Annotated in this window: 15 protein-coding genes; 4 read left to right on the top strand and 11 right to left on the bottom strand. The window is 42.2% G+C overall.

Annotation, left to right across the window (positions count from 1 at the left end; genetic code table 11):
* Positions 1-515: 515 nt before the first annotated feature.
* Together AB6735_RS07570 and AB6735_RS07565 are read left to right on the top strand one after the other, a co-directional pair.
* Positions 516-1,514 (top strand): nucleoside hydrolase, encoded by a 999-nt coding sequence (locus AB6735_RS07570; protein WP_370995295.1) that lies wholly within the window; start codon positions 516-518, stop codon positions 1,512-1,514.
* 211 nt (positions 1,515-1,725) lie between these two features.
* Entirely contained in the window at positions 1,726-2,145 is a 420-nt protein-coding gene (locus AB6735_RS07565; protein WP_370995294.1) for an ester cyclase, read from the top strand.
* Positions 2,146-2,613: 468 nt separating this feature from the next.
* Here the strand turns inward: AB6735_RS07565 and AB6735_RS07560 are convergent, their stop codons facing one another.
* The 6 genes from AB6735_RS07560 to ppk1 form a co-directional block, all read right to left on the bottom strand.
* Entirely contained in the window at positions 2,614-4,305 is a 1,692-nt protein-coding gene (locus AB6735_RS07560; RefSeq protein WP_370995292.1) for a beta-xylosidase, read from the bottom strand.
* 164 nt (positions 4,306-4,469) lie between these two features.
* Positions 4,470-5,858 (bottom strand): S41 family peptidase, encoded by a 1,389-nt coding sequence (locus AB6735_RS07555; protein ID WP_370995290.1) that lies wholly within the window; start codon positions 5,856-5,858, stop codon positions 4,470-4,472.
* A 240-nt stretch (positions 5,859-6,098) separates the two neighbouring features.
* Positions 6,099-6,467: an NINE protein gene (locus AB6735_RS07550; RefSeq protein WP_370995289.1), complete on the bottom strand. Its 369-nt coding sequence runs from the start codon at positions 6,465-6,467 to the stop codon at positions 6,099-6,101.
* A gap of 100 nt (positions 6,468-6,567) precedes the next feature.
* On the bottom strand, positions 6,568-7,131 hold the full coding sequence (locus AB6735_RS07545; RefSeq protein WP_370995287.1) for a UbiX family flavin prenyltransferase: 564 nt from the start codon (positions 7,129-7,131) through the stop codon (positions 6,568-6,570).
* Between the two features lie 180 nt (positions 7,132-7,311).
* On the bottom strand, positions 7,312-8,187 hold the full coding sequence (locus AB6735_RS07540; RefSeq protein ID WP_370995286.1) for an exopolyphosphatase: 876 nt from the start codon (positions 8,185-8,187) through the stop codon (positions 7,312-7,314).
* A gap of 1 nt (position 8,188) precedes the next feature.
* Entirely contained in the window at positions 8,189-10,234 is a 2,046-nt protein-coding gene (gene ppk1, locus AB6735_RS07535) for a polyphosphate kinase 1 (RefSeq protein WP_370995285.1), read from the bottom strand.
* A 337-nt stretch (positions 10,235-10,571) separates the two neighbouring features.
* On the opposite strand from ppk1, the gene AB6735_RS07530 reads away from it, so the two are divergent.
* The gene (locus AB6735_RS07530; protein ID WP_166085139.1) at positions 10,572-11,063 is read left to right on the top strand and encodes a YajQ family cyclic di-GMP-binding protein; all 492 of its coding nucleotides are present in this window, start codon (positions 10,572-10,574) and stop codon (positions 11,061-11,063) included.
* 182 nt (positions 11,064-11,245) lie between these two features.
* Here AB6735_RS07530 and bioB read toward each other — a convergent pair whose 3' ends face one another.
* The 5 genes from bioB to ribD all read right to left on the bottom strand — a co-directional run bounded on the left by bioB (position 11,246) and on the right by ribD (position 16,707).
* On the bottom strand, positions 11,246-12,250 hold the full coding sequence (gene bioB, locus AB6735_RS07525; protein WP_370995284.1) for a biotin synthase BioB: 1,005 nt from the start codon (positions 12,248-12,250) through the stop codon (positions 11,246-11,248).
* Positions 12,251-12,466: 216 nt separating this feature from the next.
* Positions 12,467-13,822, bottom strand: a complete 1,356-nt coding sequence (mgtE, locus tag AB6735_RS07520; RefSeq protein ID WP_370995283.1) for a magnesium transporter — start codon at positions 13,820-13,822, stop codon at positions 12,467-12,469.
* Positions 13,823-13,962: 140 nt separating this feature from the next.
* Positions 13,963-14,577 (bottom strand): YigZ family protein, encoded by a 615-nt coding sequence (locus AB6735_RS07515; RefSeq protein ID WP_370995282.1) that lies wholly within the window; start codon positions 14,575-14,577, stop codon positions 13,963-13,965.
* A 97-nt stretch (positions 14,578-14,674) separates the two neighbouring features.
* Positions 14,675-15,541: an EamA family transporter gene (locus tag AB6735_RS07510; protein ID WP_370995281.1), complete on the bottom strand. Its 867-nt coding sequence runs from the start codon at positions 15,539-15,541 to the stop codon at positions 14,675-14,677.
* Positions 15,542-15,657: 116 nt separating this feature from the next.
* On the bottom strand, positions 15,658-16,707 hold the full coding sequence (gene ribD / locus AB6735_RS07505) for a bifunctional diaminohydroxyphosphoribosylaminopyrimidine deaminase/5-amino-6-(5-phosphoribosylamino)uracil reductase RibD (RefSeq protein ID WP_370995280.1): 1,050 nt from the start codon (positions 16,705-16,707) through the stop codon (positions 15,658-15,660).
* 134 nt (positions 16,708-16,841) lie between these two features.
* On the opposite strand from ribD, the gene prmC reads away from it, so the two are divergent.
* A complete protein-coding gene (prmC, locus tag AB6735_RS07500; protein ID WP_370995279.1) occupies positions 16,842-17,720 on the top strand; it encodes a peptide chain release factor N(5)-glutamine methyltransferase in 879 nt (292 codons plus the stop codon).
* Positions 17,721-17,744: the final 24 nt, after the last annotated feature.

Genomic DNA, 17,744 nt, shown 5'->3' with positions numbered 1-17,744 from the left:
CCTAAACTTACTCCTTCTTTATTAACATTTTGTTGATAACACCACGCATTTTTATCCTTTCTTATGCGTCAGCCCTGATTGAGTTATGACAAACCATCAATTATACAATATCGTTCTTTGATCAATCCCGCCGCTTCAAAACTTTTTAAACCCTCAATTTTAACACTTTTTTAGTCGAAAACGGGGTAAAAAGGCTTGCTTTTTGGTCACTTTAGCAATGTTTTAATGCCATTTTAACACTTTTTAACAAATTTTTGATGGGTTTTGAAAAGTTTAAAAAGTATTAAATATTTGGCTATCAAATAACCACATACCAAACGGTCGGTTTTGGGGTTGTATTTTCCCTTAACCAAACAGCCCGATTTTCTGATTTGTCAGAAAACCGGGCTGTTGTATACACAAATATACGCAATTTATCGGGGCTATAAAAATCGATGTTGATCGACTTGGCTTTTTCTATTGAAATTATGTTATTTTCGATAATACCTTACCGGGTCTCGTTATAGATCATCAACATGAAATTTAAAATAGCTTTACTACTTTTTGCAATAATGACCGGCACATTTGCTTTTGCCCGGCAGCAGCCAAAGAACATTATATTGGATACCGATATAGGGCCCGATTATGACGATGTTGGAGCGATGGCTGTTTTACATGCCCTGGCCGATAAAGGCGAATGCCGCATCCTGGCCACTATTGCCAGTAACCAATACAGTAACATAGCGCCGGTACTGAGTGTTTTGAATACTTATTTTAAAAGACCGGGCATCCCTATTGGAGTGGTGCGGGGTAAGGCTGTTAATATCCCCTGCGCGCAAAAATGGGATTCGCTGATTGTGGCCAGGTATCCGCACCGGATAAAAGACAACAATGAGGCGGAGGATGCGACAATACTGTACCGCAGGATCCTGGCTGCACAACCCGACCAAAGTGTAACTATAGTAACCGTCGGGTTTATGACCAATATGGCTAACCTGCTTCAATCAAAACCAGATAAAGTATCGCCCTTAAGTGGCGCTGCCCTGGTTAAAAAGAAAGTAAGGCTCATGGTGAATATGGCCGCCTGTTTTAACCGGGAAATGGGAAAATTCCAGGAGTTTAATGTCGAAAAAGATTCGGTTTCTTCAAAAATAACGTTCGATAACTGGCCTTCGCCCATTATTTTCAGCGGGTTCGAGATCGGCGAAAAGATCCATACCGGTTTGCCTATTGTAAAAAATAAGTCTATTACCAATTCACCGGTTAAGGATGTATTCCAAAAAAGCATACCGCTTGACCCTAACGATTCCAAAGGCCGCATGAGTTGGGACGAAACCGCTGTATTGGTTGCCGTTCGCGGCTATGAAAGATATTTTAGTGTTGTAAAAGGTAAGATCATATGCAACAGCGATGGCAGCAACCTCTGGAATAAAACCGGCACCCGGGACCGTTATTTAATACTGAAAATGCCTGTCCCGCAAATAGAAGCTGTTTTAAATACGCTGATCATGCATCAGCCTAAAACAGGGAAATAAACAAGCGGTTCCATGTAATCTGAAGACTACCCATAATCGTCTGAAGTCAGAGAATCAGACAGCAAGGAGATCACCCCTGAATTTCTCAGTAAAATCCATAGGAAAATGACACTATTTGCCGTTGACCCTTAATTTATATTAAGGGTATTTCTTAAAATAGGTTAACAGGCGATTGATAGAGACTCACGACATTTGTAAAAAAATCAATTGCGTGAAAGAAGAAACCAACAAAGCTTTAATGCTCCGTTTTCTGGAGTTCATTAATACAGCAAGCCTACAACTTGCAAATGAAGTAATTTCGCCAGAGGCGGTCTTTTACGTACCTGGACGTCCCGAACCAATGCGTGGCCCTGGCGGATATCTCGAAATAATCAATATGATGCGCAGCGGATTTCCTGACATGCAATGGAAAATAGAAGACTGGGTAGCAGAAGATGAAAAGGTGGCAGTGCGATTTACCATGCATGGAACGCACAAAGCGCCTTTTTTTGGAGTCCCGCCAACTGAAAAATCCATTCATGTGCAAGCCATGAATTTTTATCGCATTTCGGATGCCCAAATTATTGAAGAATATGGTCAACCAGATTTACTTGGGTTATTGCAACAAATAGGAGCTTTCCCAACGAATTAATTCACTCATTATATTAGCCATAAAAGCAGTTCAGCCTATGGTCGGTGTTATCACTACAAGTGTTCGAAAAAAATAAAAAGTGTGTCATTTCGAACAAGGAACGAGGAGAAATCTTCTACGATTTGCAATTGGGGCTTTGTATGTAACAGAAGACTTCTCTTTCGCACTATGCTCGTCCCTACTGCTTGCTCTATCGAAATGACAAATTTTTTATAGAAATTCAATCTTCCGAACACCTGTAGTGTTCACCGCACCGCTATCATGTATGTTTTATGAATAGAACGTCAGCCAGTAATGAGTTGTACGGTGATAACACCGACCACAGGCTAAAAAGTATAACGCGGTTCATGTAGTCTGAAGACTACCTGCATAATCGTCTGAAATCAGAGAATCAGACAGTGGGCTGGTGATATCATCGAACCCCTTACTCCTACCGGCGCTTTGGTTTCGATACAGCTAAAGCAGAAGCTACCAGTCTATTTTTATAAATGATATCCCTTGGCGGGGCAGATCAAAATTTATATTTATTTTTCCTGATTTTACGTTTATATTTTGCGCCGTGCCAATAGTTTGTAACTGCCCGGCCTTCTCCAATTCTGCTATTTGCCCTGCACTCGGGCTTTGCGGTGAGCCCATCTTTTTCCAAGCTTCATAGGAGTTGCTATGTTGATCATCAATCCGGTAATGCGCCAGCCTAACGCTTTTAACAGGTATGTTTTCAACCTGTAGAGATACTTGTTCCGCTGGCTTTTTTTCATCATTATCATGATAATTCCAGATAAGTATCCCTGCCGTTGTTTTGTCTTTTGAAGCTAATACGCCAATATCAGACAATGGCCCGCGAATACTGGAATCAAGCATGGTTTTCAAGGGGTACATCCTGTTGCTTTGGGCCTTCACTCTACTCCCTGTCATTTTGCCCAGCATTCTGAAAAGATTTAAAATGGGCTTATCCACACCATTAGTCGCCAGATCGCGAAAGCCGTAAAACCAGGGTTGGTTTTCAAACTCAAAACTCCAATTTACGGCACCTCTTAAGTTTACTTTGTATTGATCGGCTAATTCGTATTCGCGAGCTATAGTTGCCGCTGTATAACTCGGATACAAAGTTCCGTTCCGATAGGCGTTCTGTGGATCTGTAGCCATACCGCAGGCAGCACATCCTTCCGGGTCAGACTCACCTACAATTAAAGGGATATTTTTTGTTTCAGGATAAGCGGTTGCTACTTTGAACCCAGCCTCTATATCACGAAGATGAGGTGAAGCATTCATCCTCACCATTCCATTAACTATTGATGGCTGCCCCTTCGCATGGAAGGTTAAGATATCAAGTGGCGATCCTGTATGACCTGTTGCATAATTAGTTTCTGTTGTACAATGCTTAATAAAATCATTAAGCATCTGCTGCGCCCCTCTTCCAGATGTACCAGCCACGTTAAACCCGCCTATTTTAGCGGAAGGAAGAGCGCGCTTTACGCCATCAGCCGCATAATCGTAAAGTTTAAAAAGCTCTTGTTCGGTCCCTTTCCAGTAAAAGCCATTAGGCTCATTCCAAACCTCCCAATACCAGCTTTCCACCTCCTTTTTACCATATCGGTTTATAGAATGCTTTACCCAATTATAAACGAGATCACCCCATTTCTTATAATCCTTGGGCGGGTATGTCCAACCTGTTGCTATATCTTTATATGGATCTCCAGGTTTCCAATGGTGGCGATAAGGTTCCGGATGAGTGGAAAGTGCCTGGGGCATAAAACCAATTTGAGCAAATGGTTTCATCCCCCGTTTAATGTAGGTATCAAATATAGAATCGATAATTTTCCAGTTATAAATAGCATTCCCATTTGAATCTTCCGTGTACATGTTGGTAGAGCCCCATTTTAATGCAGCTTCTCCATCTCCGGTAACCATCAAACTATGCGTTCTTACATAAACAGGCGCCGGGCTTAGCGCCGAAATTTCGGTAAGTAATTTTTTACCATCCTTCATATAGGTATAGTTTGGCTCATCATAGCCAAACCAAGCCCAAAATGGCTTCATCGGTCCTTTCTCAACAGATAGATCAACATGAATGTCTGCCTTTCTAATGACTTCTTGTGCACTAAGATTTTTTAACAGGAATGGCAGTAATATAAGGATGGTCTTTACTTTTTTCAGCATTACTCGTAATTGTATTTCAATGTAATTAAACCTGATCTAAAAACTCATTATTGAGCCTATAGCCGGTGTTATCACCGCACCACTTTTATGAATAGAATGTTAGCCAGCAATGAGTGTTACGGTGATAACATCGACCACAGGCTAAAAAGCGTGTGGCAGGATACCTACTTCTTATTATTTATTTCTTTTAGGGCCCGTTTTAACACAGCGTCGGTGCCATTGATCACATCATCAGGAGTGCGGGGTACTTCAATATTCGGGATAACGCCTATACCTACAAAGTCGCGGCCATCCGGGTAGGTATCACGCTTGGTACAGATGCGGGCTGTAAAGCCGGGTAAAGTGAGTGGCAAGGGCTGACCAGTACTGCCATAGGTGCGCTGCCCAATAGTTGTTGCACGACCTTTTAAGCCATCCAGTGTGATCAGAAAATCTTCTGCGGCCGAAGCCGTGTTGTTTCCGCACAGCACCACCAGCGGCGATTTTATTTTTTGCTCCTTAACGTCGTTGTTAAATGTCATCGTATCGCCCTTGTACCAGTATTCGCCTTTGGCTGATGCTATTGATTTTTGCTGCCAGTTGGATAATTTATCTTTTTGGGTGGTATCCATTAGTTCATAAGTTCCCCAGGCCCGGTAAGCCGACAAGTTATCGCGGGTTTTCCAGGCAGAGCCCACCAAAACCTTCTGATCGGTAAAATACATCAATATTTCAGCCCCAATACCGCTGTCGCCACCACCATTACCGCGCAGATCAAGGATTACGCCTTTACATTTATACAGTTCGGGCACTATCTTTTTAAATTCGGTAACGATCGACTCGTCGCCAAAACTGTTCAGTTTCACATAAGCTATTCCATCTATATTTTCGTAATCCAACACCTTCCGGGGTGTATTATTGGTTGCCCGCCTCACCCAATTGGCACGATAGGTATGGTATTGATAGTTGTAATCTATTAGCTTGCCTTTAGGTGACCGTAGCTTTAAATGCCATACTTTAGCCGTATCGGTATCATAAAACATCATAGCCGCGGCTGTATTCCAAAGCACGTGCTCTGTTGATGAGCTGATATAGGGAATGATCTCCTTTTCGGCATAGGCTTTTGCCTCTACCCCATTCACACTTACCAATTCAGATCCCAGGGGCACCTGATCTTTAAACTGAACCGGGATATCGGTTACAATAAGCTTCTTATCAAAATTTTCAATATTGATCCATCTATATCTTGATGCGTGCGGCATCAACGCCTGTGGAAAATCAATATTGGTATGACCGTCCTTTAGCAAAGCGCAAAACCGTTGCATCACCAGATAATATTCCCAGGTGCTTTTTGTGGCTAGTATTTTGGGGATATAGGCCTGATAGGTACTATCCCAATTAATTTTGGCATGGTCAAAATACGCGAAATTGTATTTTGCTTCCGACCAGAATTTACTCAGTCCATACAACTTATCGGCCGATGAAAGATTGGAAACGGTATCAATTTGAGCAAAAACCGGGCGAAAACCCGTCATTAGAAATACCAGGGAAAGGCAGTAGCAGATTTTTTTCATGGACAGGCTCAGTTAATAATCTCAAATATAAGTTTTGGCTATTGAAAGATGGTGTCTGCTGTTACTTTTTCTATTAAAAATTATGCTATTTTCGATAGATACCTCACCGAGCTTTGTTATTGAACCTACAGTCGGTGTTATCATCGCACCACTATCATGTATATTTTATGAATAGAATGTCAACCAGCAATGAGGGTACGGTGATAACACCGATTACAGGCTAAAAGCGAAATATTTCCCTTAAGACAATACCTTGCTTTTTTGAATATTATACTCTTCTTCTGTCAAAATACCCTTTTCTTTAAGATCGTATAGTTTATGTAATTGATCTGAAAGGCTTGACTGTTCTTTCTGAACTGCGTGTGGAACGTTTACAACTATATTATTCACGTTATTATTATGGTTTGCATTACCAAATCGTCCAAATAATGCGTTATATGTATCAACTTGACTGCCTAATGTAAACAAATCAATGAACCAGCCTATAAAAAATATTCCGCAGGTAAAAAAATATAGTATTCCCATACCTGTTTTATTTAAATAAAATTTATGAACGCCTATAAGACCAAGAAAAAACCATAAGATGTACGCAGTTGATTTAGATTTCATTTTTAAAATGCTTTAAAGTTTAAGTTAAGGCAATATAAAACTTTTTCTCAAACAAATAACACTTAACATTTCATCTAAGCTCCATCACATAAACCGGGTATTACTCCCCGTTCCACCTGTAGCTTTCGTTTTCCAGGCCAATGAGGTCAATTACGCGGTTTATTACCGTCATGGCCAGTTCTTCGATTGTTTTGGGTTTGCTGTAGTATGAGGGGATGGCCGGGCAGATGATACCGCCTGCTTGGGTCACCGTTTCCATATTGCGAATATGGATGAGGTTTAAAGGGGTATCGCGGGCTACCAGGATCAGTTTGCGGCGTTCCTTAAGGATCACATCGGCAGCGCGGGTGATCAGATCGTCGGAGATACCGGCTGCTATGCGGCCCAGCGTACCCATAGAGCAGGGAACGATCACCATGGTATCAAACCTGGCCGACCCGGAGGCAAAGGGAGCCATAAAGTCATTTTTAGCATAAAAGTGGTAATCGTACTGACTAAAGTCTTCATTATCGAGCTCAAAACGCCAAACGTCCTTGGCATTGTCAGACATTACAACGGCTACTTCCTGTACCTGATCTTTTAACTGGCTTAGCTTTTCTAACAACAGGCGAGCGTAAATAGCGCCGCTGGCACCCGTAATGGCAACTACGATCTTCTTCTTCATAATTAATCCTTCAACAGCAACGCAAACATACCAAAGTTACGGGCATAAAAAAGGGTCGAATAACAAGTACCCGACCCTACATCTACCTATGAAAAACATGCCCTTGAGAGGGCACTACAAATATAATAAGAGTTTTGAAATTAATAAACAAATTTGTAAAAATAATTTTACGTTAAGTTTTTATAAATTCTTTTCGATAAGTAATTGAATAATACCATCAACCATACCTACCCTGGGTACGTAAATACTCTTAATACCGGCATTTTTCATAACGGTAAGATATATTTCGCAGGCAGGTATGATCACATCGGCGCGGTCCTGATTAAGGCCAAGCACGTTAATACGGTCTTTAAGGGAGAAAGATGTGAGGTAAGTATAAAGCTGGCGGAGCTTGTTAAAGCTCAGCGGCGCTTCGTTTTCTTCTTCAGAGAGTTTGTACAATTTGTTAATGTTGCCGCCGGTGCCAATACCTGCCAGCTGTTTAAAGCCGCGGGTATGTTCGCGTATAAAATCCCTCATTTCGTTCCAGGTTTCTTCGGTATCCTGGTTATCCAGTATCCTGATGGTACCTATGTTGAATGATTTGGATGCCATGAGCTGACCGGTTGAAAACAGGGAAAGCTCGGTACTGCCGCCACCCACATCAATGTAAAGGTAGTTTTTACTTTTATCGATGTTTTGGTCGGCATGGCTGGCGTAGATCACTTTGGCTTCTTTTGATCCGTGGATAATCTCCAGATCAATATTGGCTTCCTGTTTAATCAGTTTGGCCACCTCTTCCCCATTTTCGGCTTCGCGCATAGCCGATGTGGCATAGGCCAGGTAATCAGTTACCTTATACACATCCATCAGGTTACGGAAAGCCTGCATCGCCTTTAAAAGATCATTGGTTTTACGCTCAGAAATATGGTGCTGTATAAACGCGTCATCGCCCAAACGTAATGGTACCCTGATCAGGGTATTCTTTTTAAAAGAAACCGAACCATTGTTTTCAATAATGTCAGCAATCAAAAGCCTCACGGCGTTTGAACCTATGTCTATAGCGGCGTATCTCAATTTATTTATTTTTAGCTTTTAGATAATTATATATTTCAATCTGCGCGCGATGCGACTCGGCAGAGTGGGTTTTATGATATTTGTTATTGTTCTGGCTGTTTATTTCGCGGGCCTTGGTATTATCATGCAGTTGTATATCAATTACATCTCTGATCTCCTTGCGTAACTGCTCGTCATATATCGGGAAACCAACCTCTATGCGGTTATCAATGTTACGGGTCATAAAATCGGCAGATGTTAAATACAATAACTCGTTACCGCCATTGCAGTAAATATGCACACGGGCATGCTCCAGGTATTTATCAACAATGCTGATCACTTCAATATTTTCGCTATATCCCTTCACGCCGGGTATCAGGCAGCACATCCCGCGGATGATCATCCTGATCTTAACGCCGGCATTACTGGCAGTGTAAAGCTTAGTGATCAGGTCCTCATCGGCGAGGCTGTTCATTTTTAATATCATGTAAGCCTTTTTACCCGCCTTGGCATTTTTAATCTCGTTGTCGATCAACCGGTAAATAGCCGGTCGCGAATCAATAGGTGATACTATTAAATTCTTGAGCCCTTTTGGCAAAGCGTTTTTATATAGGGCCCTGAAAACCAATACCAGATCGCCGGTGATTTTAGGATTAGCTGTAAACAAGGTATGATCCGCATAGATACGGGCCGTCTTTTCGTTGAAATTGCCTGTTGAAAGGCAAGCATAATAGGCCAGTTTACGTTTTTCTAAACGGGTAACCAGGCATATTTTGGAGTGCACTTTGTAACCAGCCACGCCATACAATACGTTCACGCCTTCCTCTTCGAGCCTGTTGCTCCAGAAAATATTGTTTTGCTCATCAAACCGGGCACGCAGCTCAACCAGGCAGTTTACCTTTTTGCCATTTTTGGCGGCATTGATGAGCGCGTGTATCACCCGGGAGTTTTCGGCCAGGCGGTATACTGCAATGCTGATCTCCCTTACTTTGGGATCGATAGCGGCTTCACGTAAAAAATGGATAATATAATCGAACGACTGGTATGGTGTACTCACCAGGTAGTCCTTTTTAGCGATCAGCCCAATCAAACTTTTACCAAACGACAGATCCTCAACTGGCAATGGGGGATATTTAGGGTATTCCAGCTCGGGCCGGCCTACGTTAGGAAACGAGATGAAATTTTTAAAATTGTGATACCTGTTACCAGGAATCAGGCTTTCGCCATGCAGGCCCATCTTGTTCACCAGGTACTTTAACATATCCAGCGGCATTTCGCTATCATAAAGCAAACGCATGGGTTTACCCTTTTTGCGTTTTTGCAGGCTTTTGGATAACGAATCGATAAACTTTTCACTCACTTCTTTATCCAGATCGAGCTCCGCGTCGCGGGTGAGCTGCAAGGAATAAGCCTCGATGCTGTCGTGGTTGAAAATGAAGAATATATCTTCCAGACTATACCTGATAATATCATCCAGCAGAATGATAAACTTCAGATTATTGGTTTCGGGCAGCGCTATAAACCTGGAAAGATTATCCGGGAACTCTATAAGCGCGAACCTTGTTTTTTTATTTTTGGTGAGCTTTACAAAAAAGTAAATAGCTCTATCGCGCAGTTCGGGCAGCGGCATGGTATCATCCAACATAATGGGCACCAGCGTAGCCAATAGCTTTTCCCTAAAGTAGGTTTTAACAAAGGCGCCGCGGGTTACATTAAGCTGCTTATCGTTCAGCAAAAAGATCTTTTCTTCGGCAAGTTCCTTTACTATGATATTTTCATAAAGGTTATTGAATTTGCGCTCCTGCTTTACAACCAGGTTTTTGATCTGGTTAAGGATCTTTTTGGGATTATAACCCAGAATTTCCTTTGATTTTTCGTTCAGGTTGGCCAAGCGGCTCATAGTAGCTACCCGTACACGATAAAATTCGTCAAGATTGGATGAAAATATGGCTAAAAACCTTACCCGTTCAATTAGTGGAACAGTTGGGTCGGCAGCTTCCTGCAAAACCCTATCGTTAAAATATAACCAACTTATCTCTCTGTTTATTAAGGGAACCTGTTTATCCATATAAATTGCCCGCCTGGGCTCACTTTTACAAAACTGCTTATTTATTTGTTAACTTAATATTAACTCATTAGTATTTAACGAGTTTTTATTCACACATAGTTCATGGGGCCATTGTTCATAGGCGATGGTTCATGGTTCACAGTTAATAGTTGATAGTTTAAGGCCTTATATTAATTATAAAGATTGATATATTCAATAAACCGAAAGTCATGAATAATATTTTAACAATTCATCAACCAGCGACCATGAACCATGATCTATGAACCATCAACTAAGAACTATACGCTATAAACTATAAATTACTTAGTTTTGTGAACATTTATAAAACCATTTACTTATGCCCACATTTGATATAGTAAGCAAGATAGACGGACAAACGCTTGATAACGCTATCAATACCGCAAAAAAAGAGATATTGAACCGTTACGATTTTAACGATTCAAAAAGCACTATCGACCTGGATAAAAAAACCAATGAGATCACCATCGTTACTGAGAATGATATGCGCTTAAAAGCCATCCAGGATTCCATCATCAGCCGTATGGTGAAACAGCACCTGGACTCCAACGCTTTGGATTTTGGTAAAGAGCAATATGCATCGGGCAATATGATCCGCAAGGAGATTAAAGTTAAAGAAGGCATTGATAAAGAAGCAGCAAAAAAGATCGTTAAAAAGATAAAAGACAGCGGCCTTAAAGTACAGGCTTCCATCATGGACGACCAGGTACGTGTGCAGGGTAAAAAAATTGACGACCTGCAAGCCGTGATCAGCCTGTGCCGCGGCGAAAACTTTGGCCAGCCGTTGCAGTATATTAATATGAGGGACTAATTTGATATTGATGGCCCTGTCATCCTGAGCCTATCGAAGGATCGCGCGCAGAGGCCCTCCCACCATGCTTCGACAAGCTCAGCATGACAGCCACTAAACAAAAAGAGACGCATGTGATGCGTCTCTACAAAAAATCATAACGTAGAGACACATTACATGTGTCTCTTTTATTTCAAACAGGATTATCCTGCTGCCTCAACTTCTTCTTTAACTTCATTAGGACGGCCATTTTTGAAAGCCTTGCGTGGTGACAAGCCAAGTAATTCAAACATCGCCATATCGGTATCAAATGATGGGTTTGGTGTGGTTAATAATTTTTCACCGGCGAAAATAGAGTTGGCACCTGCCATAAAACAAAACGCCTGCTCAACCACGCTCATTTCTGTACGACCTGCCGAAAGGCGCACTACCGTTTTTGGCATAATGATACGGGTAGTAGCAATCATGCGCACCATATCCCAAACAGATACCCTTGGCTGATCGGCCAGCGGCGTACCTTGCACAGGCACCAATGCGTTGATCGGCACTGATTCCGGATGTTTAGGCAGGTTTGATAACGTTTTAAGCATCGATATACGATCTTCTACCGTTTCGCCCAAACCAATGATACCACCGCTGCACACGGTAATTTTAGCTTTACGCACGTGCTCCAGTGTCTGTAAACGCTCATCATAAGTACGGGTAGTGATGATGCGCTTATAATCTTCCTCAGAAGTATCCAGGTTGTGGTTGTAGGCATACAGACCGGCATCGGCCAAACGCTGTGCCTGGCTTTCGGTAAGCATACCCAAGGTACAGCAAACTTCCATATCCAGGGAGTTAACCGCTTTTACCATATCAATTACCTTGTCAAAGTCGCGGTTGTCACGTACTTCGCGCCAGGCAGCGCCCATACATAAACGTGAGGCACCACCGGCTTTAGCTTTTTCGGCCGCAGCTATCACTTCGTCTTTAGGCATGATGGCGTGTACATTAACACCGGTATTATAACGCGCTGCTTGCGGGCAATACGCGCAATCTTCGGAGCAGCCGCCGGTTTTAATCGAGATCAGTGAACTGATCTGCACTTCGGCATAGTCCTTATTTTCGCGGTGTATGGTTGCGGCCTTGTAAACAAGGTCGAGCAGTGGGGTATGGTATATTTCAGCTATTTCTTCTTTTGTCCAATTGTATCTTACCTCGGTCATTTCTGTTATGATTTTGATGGTTCAAATTTAGAATAATTAGTGATTTAGTGAATTAGTGATTTAGCGATTTATTGTCTTGAATCAGAATTTACAGAATTAAAGAATTAACAGAATCCTAACCACCCTATTCAATCAAGCCTCAACAATCCAATAACTACCTAAATTACAAACACTTGCCAAATCACTAATTCACTAAATCAATAATTCAATAATTAATTAATGATGCAACAAAAGCTTTGTGGCCAGCCAAAGCGGTAATAAAAAGCCTATACAATCTGTAAATGTGGTAATAATGATGGATGATGCCACTGCCGGATCGATGCCTACCCGCTTTAATATCAGCGGGATAGACGCGCCTGTTAAACCAGCGATGATCAGGTTACCAGTCATGGCCAAAAACAACACCAGGCCCAGCATAGGGTTGGCATCATAGAAAAATGCCACTATAAAAACGATCAAACCATTGGCGGCGCCGTTAATCATACCTACCAAAAACTCTTTCAGTACGGTATTATAAGCTTGTTTGTCGCTCAGATCGTTCAATGAAATACGCCTCACTGTAACTGCCAGGGCCTGTGTAGCCGCGTTACCACCCATACCCGCGATAATGGTCATGTAAGCCGAAATGATAGAAAGCTTGGCTACCGTTGCATCGAAATTACGAATGATAGATGCGGCCAGGAAGGCGGTACCCAGGTTGATGATCAGCCAGGGCAAACGGCTTTTTACCGCGTCTTTCCAGTTACCGCTCAGCTCTTCGTCTTCAGATACACCCGATATTTTCAGAATGTCCTCGGTATTCTCCTCCTCCATTACGTCGATGATATCATCTACCGTAATGCGTCCCAGCAGTTTCATATGTTCATCAACCACCGGGATATTGGTAAGGTTATATTGCGATATTAAACGGGCCACTTCTTCCTGGTCAACATCGGCCTTTACATATACAAAGGTTGTTTGCACCAGGTCTCTGATCTGCGCGTCGGCTTTTGCCTTGATCAATTTTTTTATGGAGAGAATGCCTTTTAACGTAACCGCATCATCAACCACGTAAATGGTGTACAGATCCTCCATCTCTTCCGACTGATGGATGATCTCATCAAGCGCCTCCTTTTTATCCAGGTTAATATTTACACGGATAACATCAGAGTTCATCAAACCACCCGCTGTATCCTCGTCATAACTGAGCAGCGCGCGGATGCTGCTGGCATCCTCCTGGTCAATATCTTTCAGGATCTCATGCTGCTGCTCTTCATCCAACTGCGAGATAATGTCAGTAGCGTCATCATAATCCAACTCCTCAACAATCTCGGTACGTTTCTCGGGGTCAAGGTTCACCAGCAGTTCTTCAGGATGGTGTTCTTCGTCCATTTCCGAAATTACTTCCGATGCAATGTCAGTTGGCAGGATATTGATGATGCGTTCTTTGGCTTCCTGCGGAAGTTTCTCAAACAGTATAGCAATCTCAGAGGCGTGGTATCCCTGCAGAACTTTCTCTAACTCAACATCATCGCTTTCCAAAGCGGCTTTAATGCGGAGCAGGTCGGTTTTATCGATTTCAAAAGATTGCATATTCCGACTAAAATAGTCATTTATGCCGGGAATTATAGAACCAAGAGGCAAGAATCAAGAGTCAGGATTTAACTACTTGATTTACTTTTACTTTCCTCGTCTTAACTCTTGATTCTTGTTTCTTGACTCTCACTCCTCTCTCAAAGACTGTGATCGTATTTCGCTACAGCGCCATTTATCTTGCTGATCTTAAACAAAGTTTGCTCCACCTGGGTTTTGCGGATGGAAACCTGGATGCGGCAATCGTTATCAAATTGTTGGTTGAGGATCACGAGGTTATCATCTTTAATAATCCGCATCACATCATTTATCTGCAGATAATCAAAGCTGACGATATAAATATCGTTCACGGTTTTATGAATGATGGTTGCCTGATTTAAAGCCTCTTCAGTAGCTACTTTATAGGCATTAATTAAACCGGGGACGCCTAACAGCGTACCGCCGAAATAGCGTACTACCACAACCACAACGTTGGTCAGATCACGGGATAATAGTGTATTAAGTATCGGCCGGCCGGCAGTGCCCGAAGGCTCGCCATCGTCATTAACCCTGAACACCGACCTGTCGATACTTAAACGCATGGCCCAGCAATGGTGATTAGCTTTTGGATGTTCTGATTTTAAACTGGCTACAATGCCTTTGATATCATTCTCAGAATTGATAGGATGGGCAAAGGCCAGAAATTTACTCCCCCGATCGCGGAAGATGCCTTCAGTTGGCTGTTCTATAGTTTTATAAGTATCGTCAAAAAGCATTTTTTTCAAGCGGAAAGCAGAAGGCCTAAAGCATAAAGCTAAAAACCAATTTAAAAATCAAATAAATCACTAATTCACTAACTCAATAATTCAATAATTAAAAAAGTTGCGGGAAATAGATAACCACAATGGCCAGCACGGCTATTACTATACCAACTTTATTGAGCGTGCTCAGTTTTTCTTTGAATATAAATATCCCTATAAAAGTACCTACTATAATAACGCCAATGTTCATGGATGAGAACACGGCCGAAGGGCTATTAGCCAGGGCCTGATGAGCCTTTAAATAAAACAGGATGTTGCCAAAGTTAGCCAAACCCAGTATCCACCCGATAAGGATATGTGGCCAGGAGAATTTTGTTTTTTTGGTAGCCACCTGGTAAATCAATCCGATCATGGAAAGCGCGAAGGCCAGTATAAAGATCACAAAAATGGCTGATGTGAACGGTACTTTGCTCACCTTGGTTATTTGTTTTAAAAGCACATCAATAACCCCAAAACCTAAAAAAACGATCAATAAATAGATCCAGGAGATTTTGGCTGCCTTATCGCGTGAGGCTTTTTGCCAGGGGATGGAGCACAGGATGGCAATAAAGGCCAATACAATGCCAATGATCTTCAGGGTATCCTTAGCCTCATTGAATATAAAAAATGCCGCGAAAATGGGAATGAACAATGACAGCCGCTGCGCCACATCAGTACGAACAATACCTGCCAATCTTACAGACGAGGCCATGATCACAAACAACGAAGGAAATAAAATACCGAGTGCTATGTAATTATAAATTGGAGCGCCTTCAAAACTGATAACAAGTTGCGGTTTAAAGAATATCCAGGTAAGCAATATAGCCATGGAGTAGTTCCAGGTGATGGCCTGAAATACATCTATATGATAGCGCTTGGCCAGTTTCAACAAAACCGACACTACAACGCTGCAGCAAATACTTAAAAAAACGTAGAGCATGATATAGGATAGTTATTGGTAAGTAGTGAATGGTGAGCGATGGGCTGCGAGCGGTGAGTAATAGTAAAGACCATAACTTTAGAGGCAATCACTTTACATTACGTTTTCACAACTCACTACTCACCATTCACTACTATCATCAAGCGGTCATCGCCCGATGATAATTCTTCTGCAATTATACCTGTTATTTGCGGGGCTTTTATACCTTTTTTTAATACGGTTTTCCCGGTAAATACCCGGGCTTCGTCCCACAAACCTGCTTCTATAAAACTTTCCAGTGTACGGGCGCCGCCTTCAATAATAATCGACTGGATATCCTGCAGGTATAACTGATACAAAATATACTGGGGTACATAACGGTCAAAATCTTCCAGGGCTATGTATTTATTTTTACCGTCTACATCAAATTTAACCTCATTAAATATGAATGTTTCAACAGATTGATCAAACACATTCAAGTCCTTATCCAATTCCAGTCGCCGGTCAATCACTACCCTTTTAGGCGATCTTCCCTCCCAATAGCGCACGTTAAGCTTTGGATTGTCAATGGCTACCGTGTTTTTACCCACCAATATGGCATCCTCTTCACTGCGCCACCGGTGCACCAACCTGCGCGATTGTTGGCCGGTGATCCAAAACTGGCTATTGTCATCAGGAGCAAAAAAACCATCGTTAGTTTGCGCCCATTTTAATATAATATATGGCCTGTGCTTTTGTATCCGTGTAAAAAAACGGCGGTTAAGCCATTGGCTCTCTTTTTCTAACACACCCACTATTACCTCAATACCGGCAGCTTTTAATTTGGCTATACCCTTGCCATCCACCTGCTCAAAGGTATCCCGGCAGCCTACTACAACAAGGGGGATCTGATGTTTGATGATCAGATCGGCACAGGGCGGGGTTTTACCGTAATGCGCACAAGGCTCCAATGAAACATATATGGTGGATTGCTTTAACAATTCCGCAGCATTGTCAAACCGCGAGGTTACCTGGGCAATGGCATTCACTTCGGCATGGGCCTCGCCATATTTTTGGTGATAGCCCTCGCCTATTATTTTGTCGTCATGAACTACAACTGCCCCAACCATTGGGTTCGGACTCACCCGTCCGGCACCCAATTGGGCCAGCTCCAGGCAGCGCTGCATATATTTTTCATGTTTAAGCATGTTGCAAAAGTAGCTTTTATGTTACTTTGTTGCATGATTATTTAGCCTCACCCTGCCCTCTCCAAAGGAGAGGGTTCCAAAAGTCCTCTCCTTTGGAGAGGATTTAGGTGAGGCTAAATCGTTACTTTTGTTGCATGATTACGATAAAGGATGTTTTTAAAGATTACAAACAGCTGAACAATATTTACGATAGCATGGAAACAGAAGCCATTACCTTATTGGTTATCAGCGAAATAAGTAAGTTATCAAAGGCATCTGTTAAGGCGTTCCCGGAGCGGGAATTAAGCGCCGAACAAAGCGAAGAGTTAAAAACCATACTAACCCGGCTACAAACCGGCGAACCCATACAATATATTTTAGGCGAAACGGAATTCTATGGCCTACCCTTTAAAGTAAACCCCTCGGTATTGATACCCCGCTCCGAGACCGAAGAACTGGTGGAGTGGATATTGGAAACCTGCGGCGGACATTTTGCAGAAAACAGCAATCAATTTGACGGAGCAATACTTGATATTGGCACTGGCAGCGGCTGTATTGCCATCAGTCTTAAAAAGAATCTGCCGAATGCAGATATTTCGGCAGTTGATATATCTGAAACTGCGCTGCAAACCGCCAGGGTTAACACAGCATTAAATAAAGTTGAAATTAATTTTATGAATAGTGATATTCTGGACTGGCAGGCCCAAATCACCAAATTCAAAATGTATAATTTAATAGTCAGTAATCCACCATACGTGACACTTCATGACAAACAACAAATGCATATCAATGTGACTGATCATGAACCGCACAGCGCTTTGTTTGTACCAGAGGATGATCCCCTGCTATTTTACCATACCATTGCCGATTTTGCCCTGGCTCAACTGCCTGCAAATGGCTTATTATTTTTTGAGATCAACGAAAATTATGGCAGTCAAACTGTTGAAATGCTCCGGAAAAAGGGATTTGTTGATATTATTTTAAAACAGGACATGAGCGGACGCGACAGAATGATAAAAGCCGCTGCCATGTAAATGGCAGCGGCTTGCAGAAATTGA

Origin of the sequence: Mucilaginibacter sp. RCC_168, from assembly GCF_041355315.1 — a bacterium.
Lineage (GTDB): Bacteria > Bacteroidota > Bacteroidia > Sphingobacteriales > Sphingobacteriaceae > Mucilaginibacter.
Note: the sequence above shows the minus strand (reverse complement) of the source record. Positions and strands in the feature narration are given on the sequence as shown.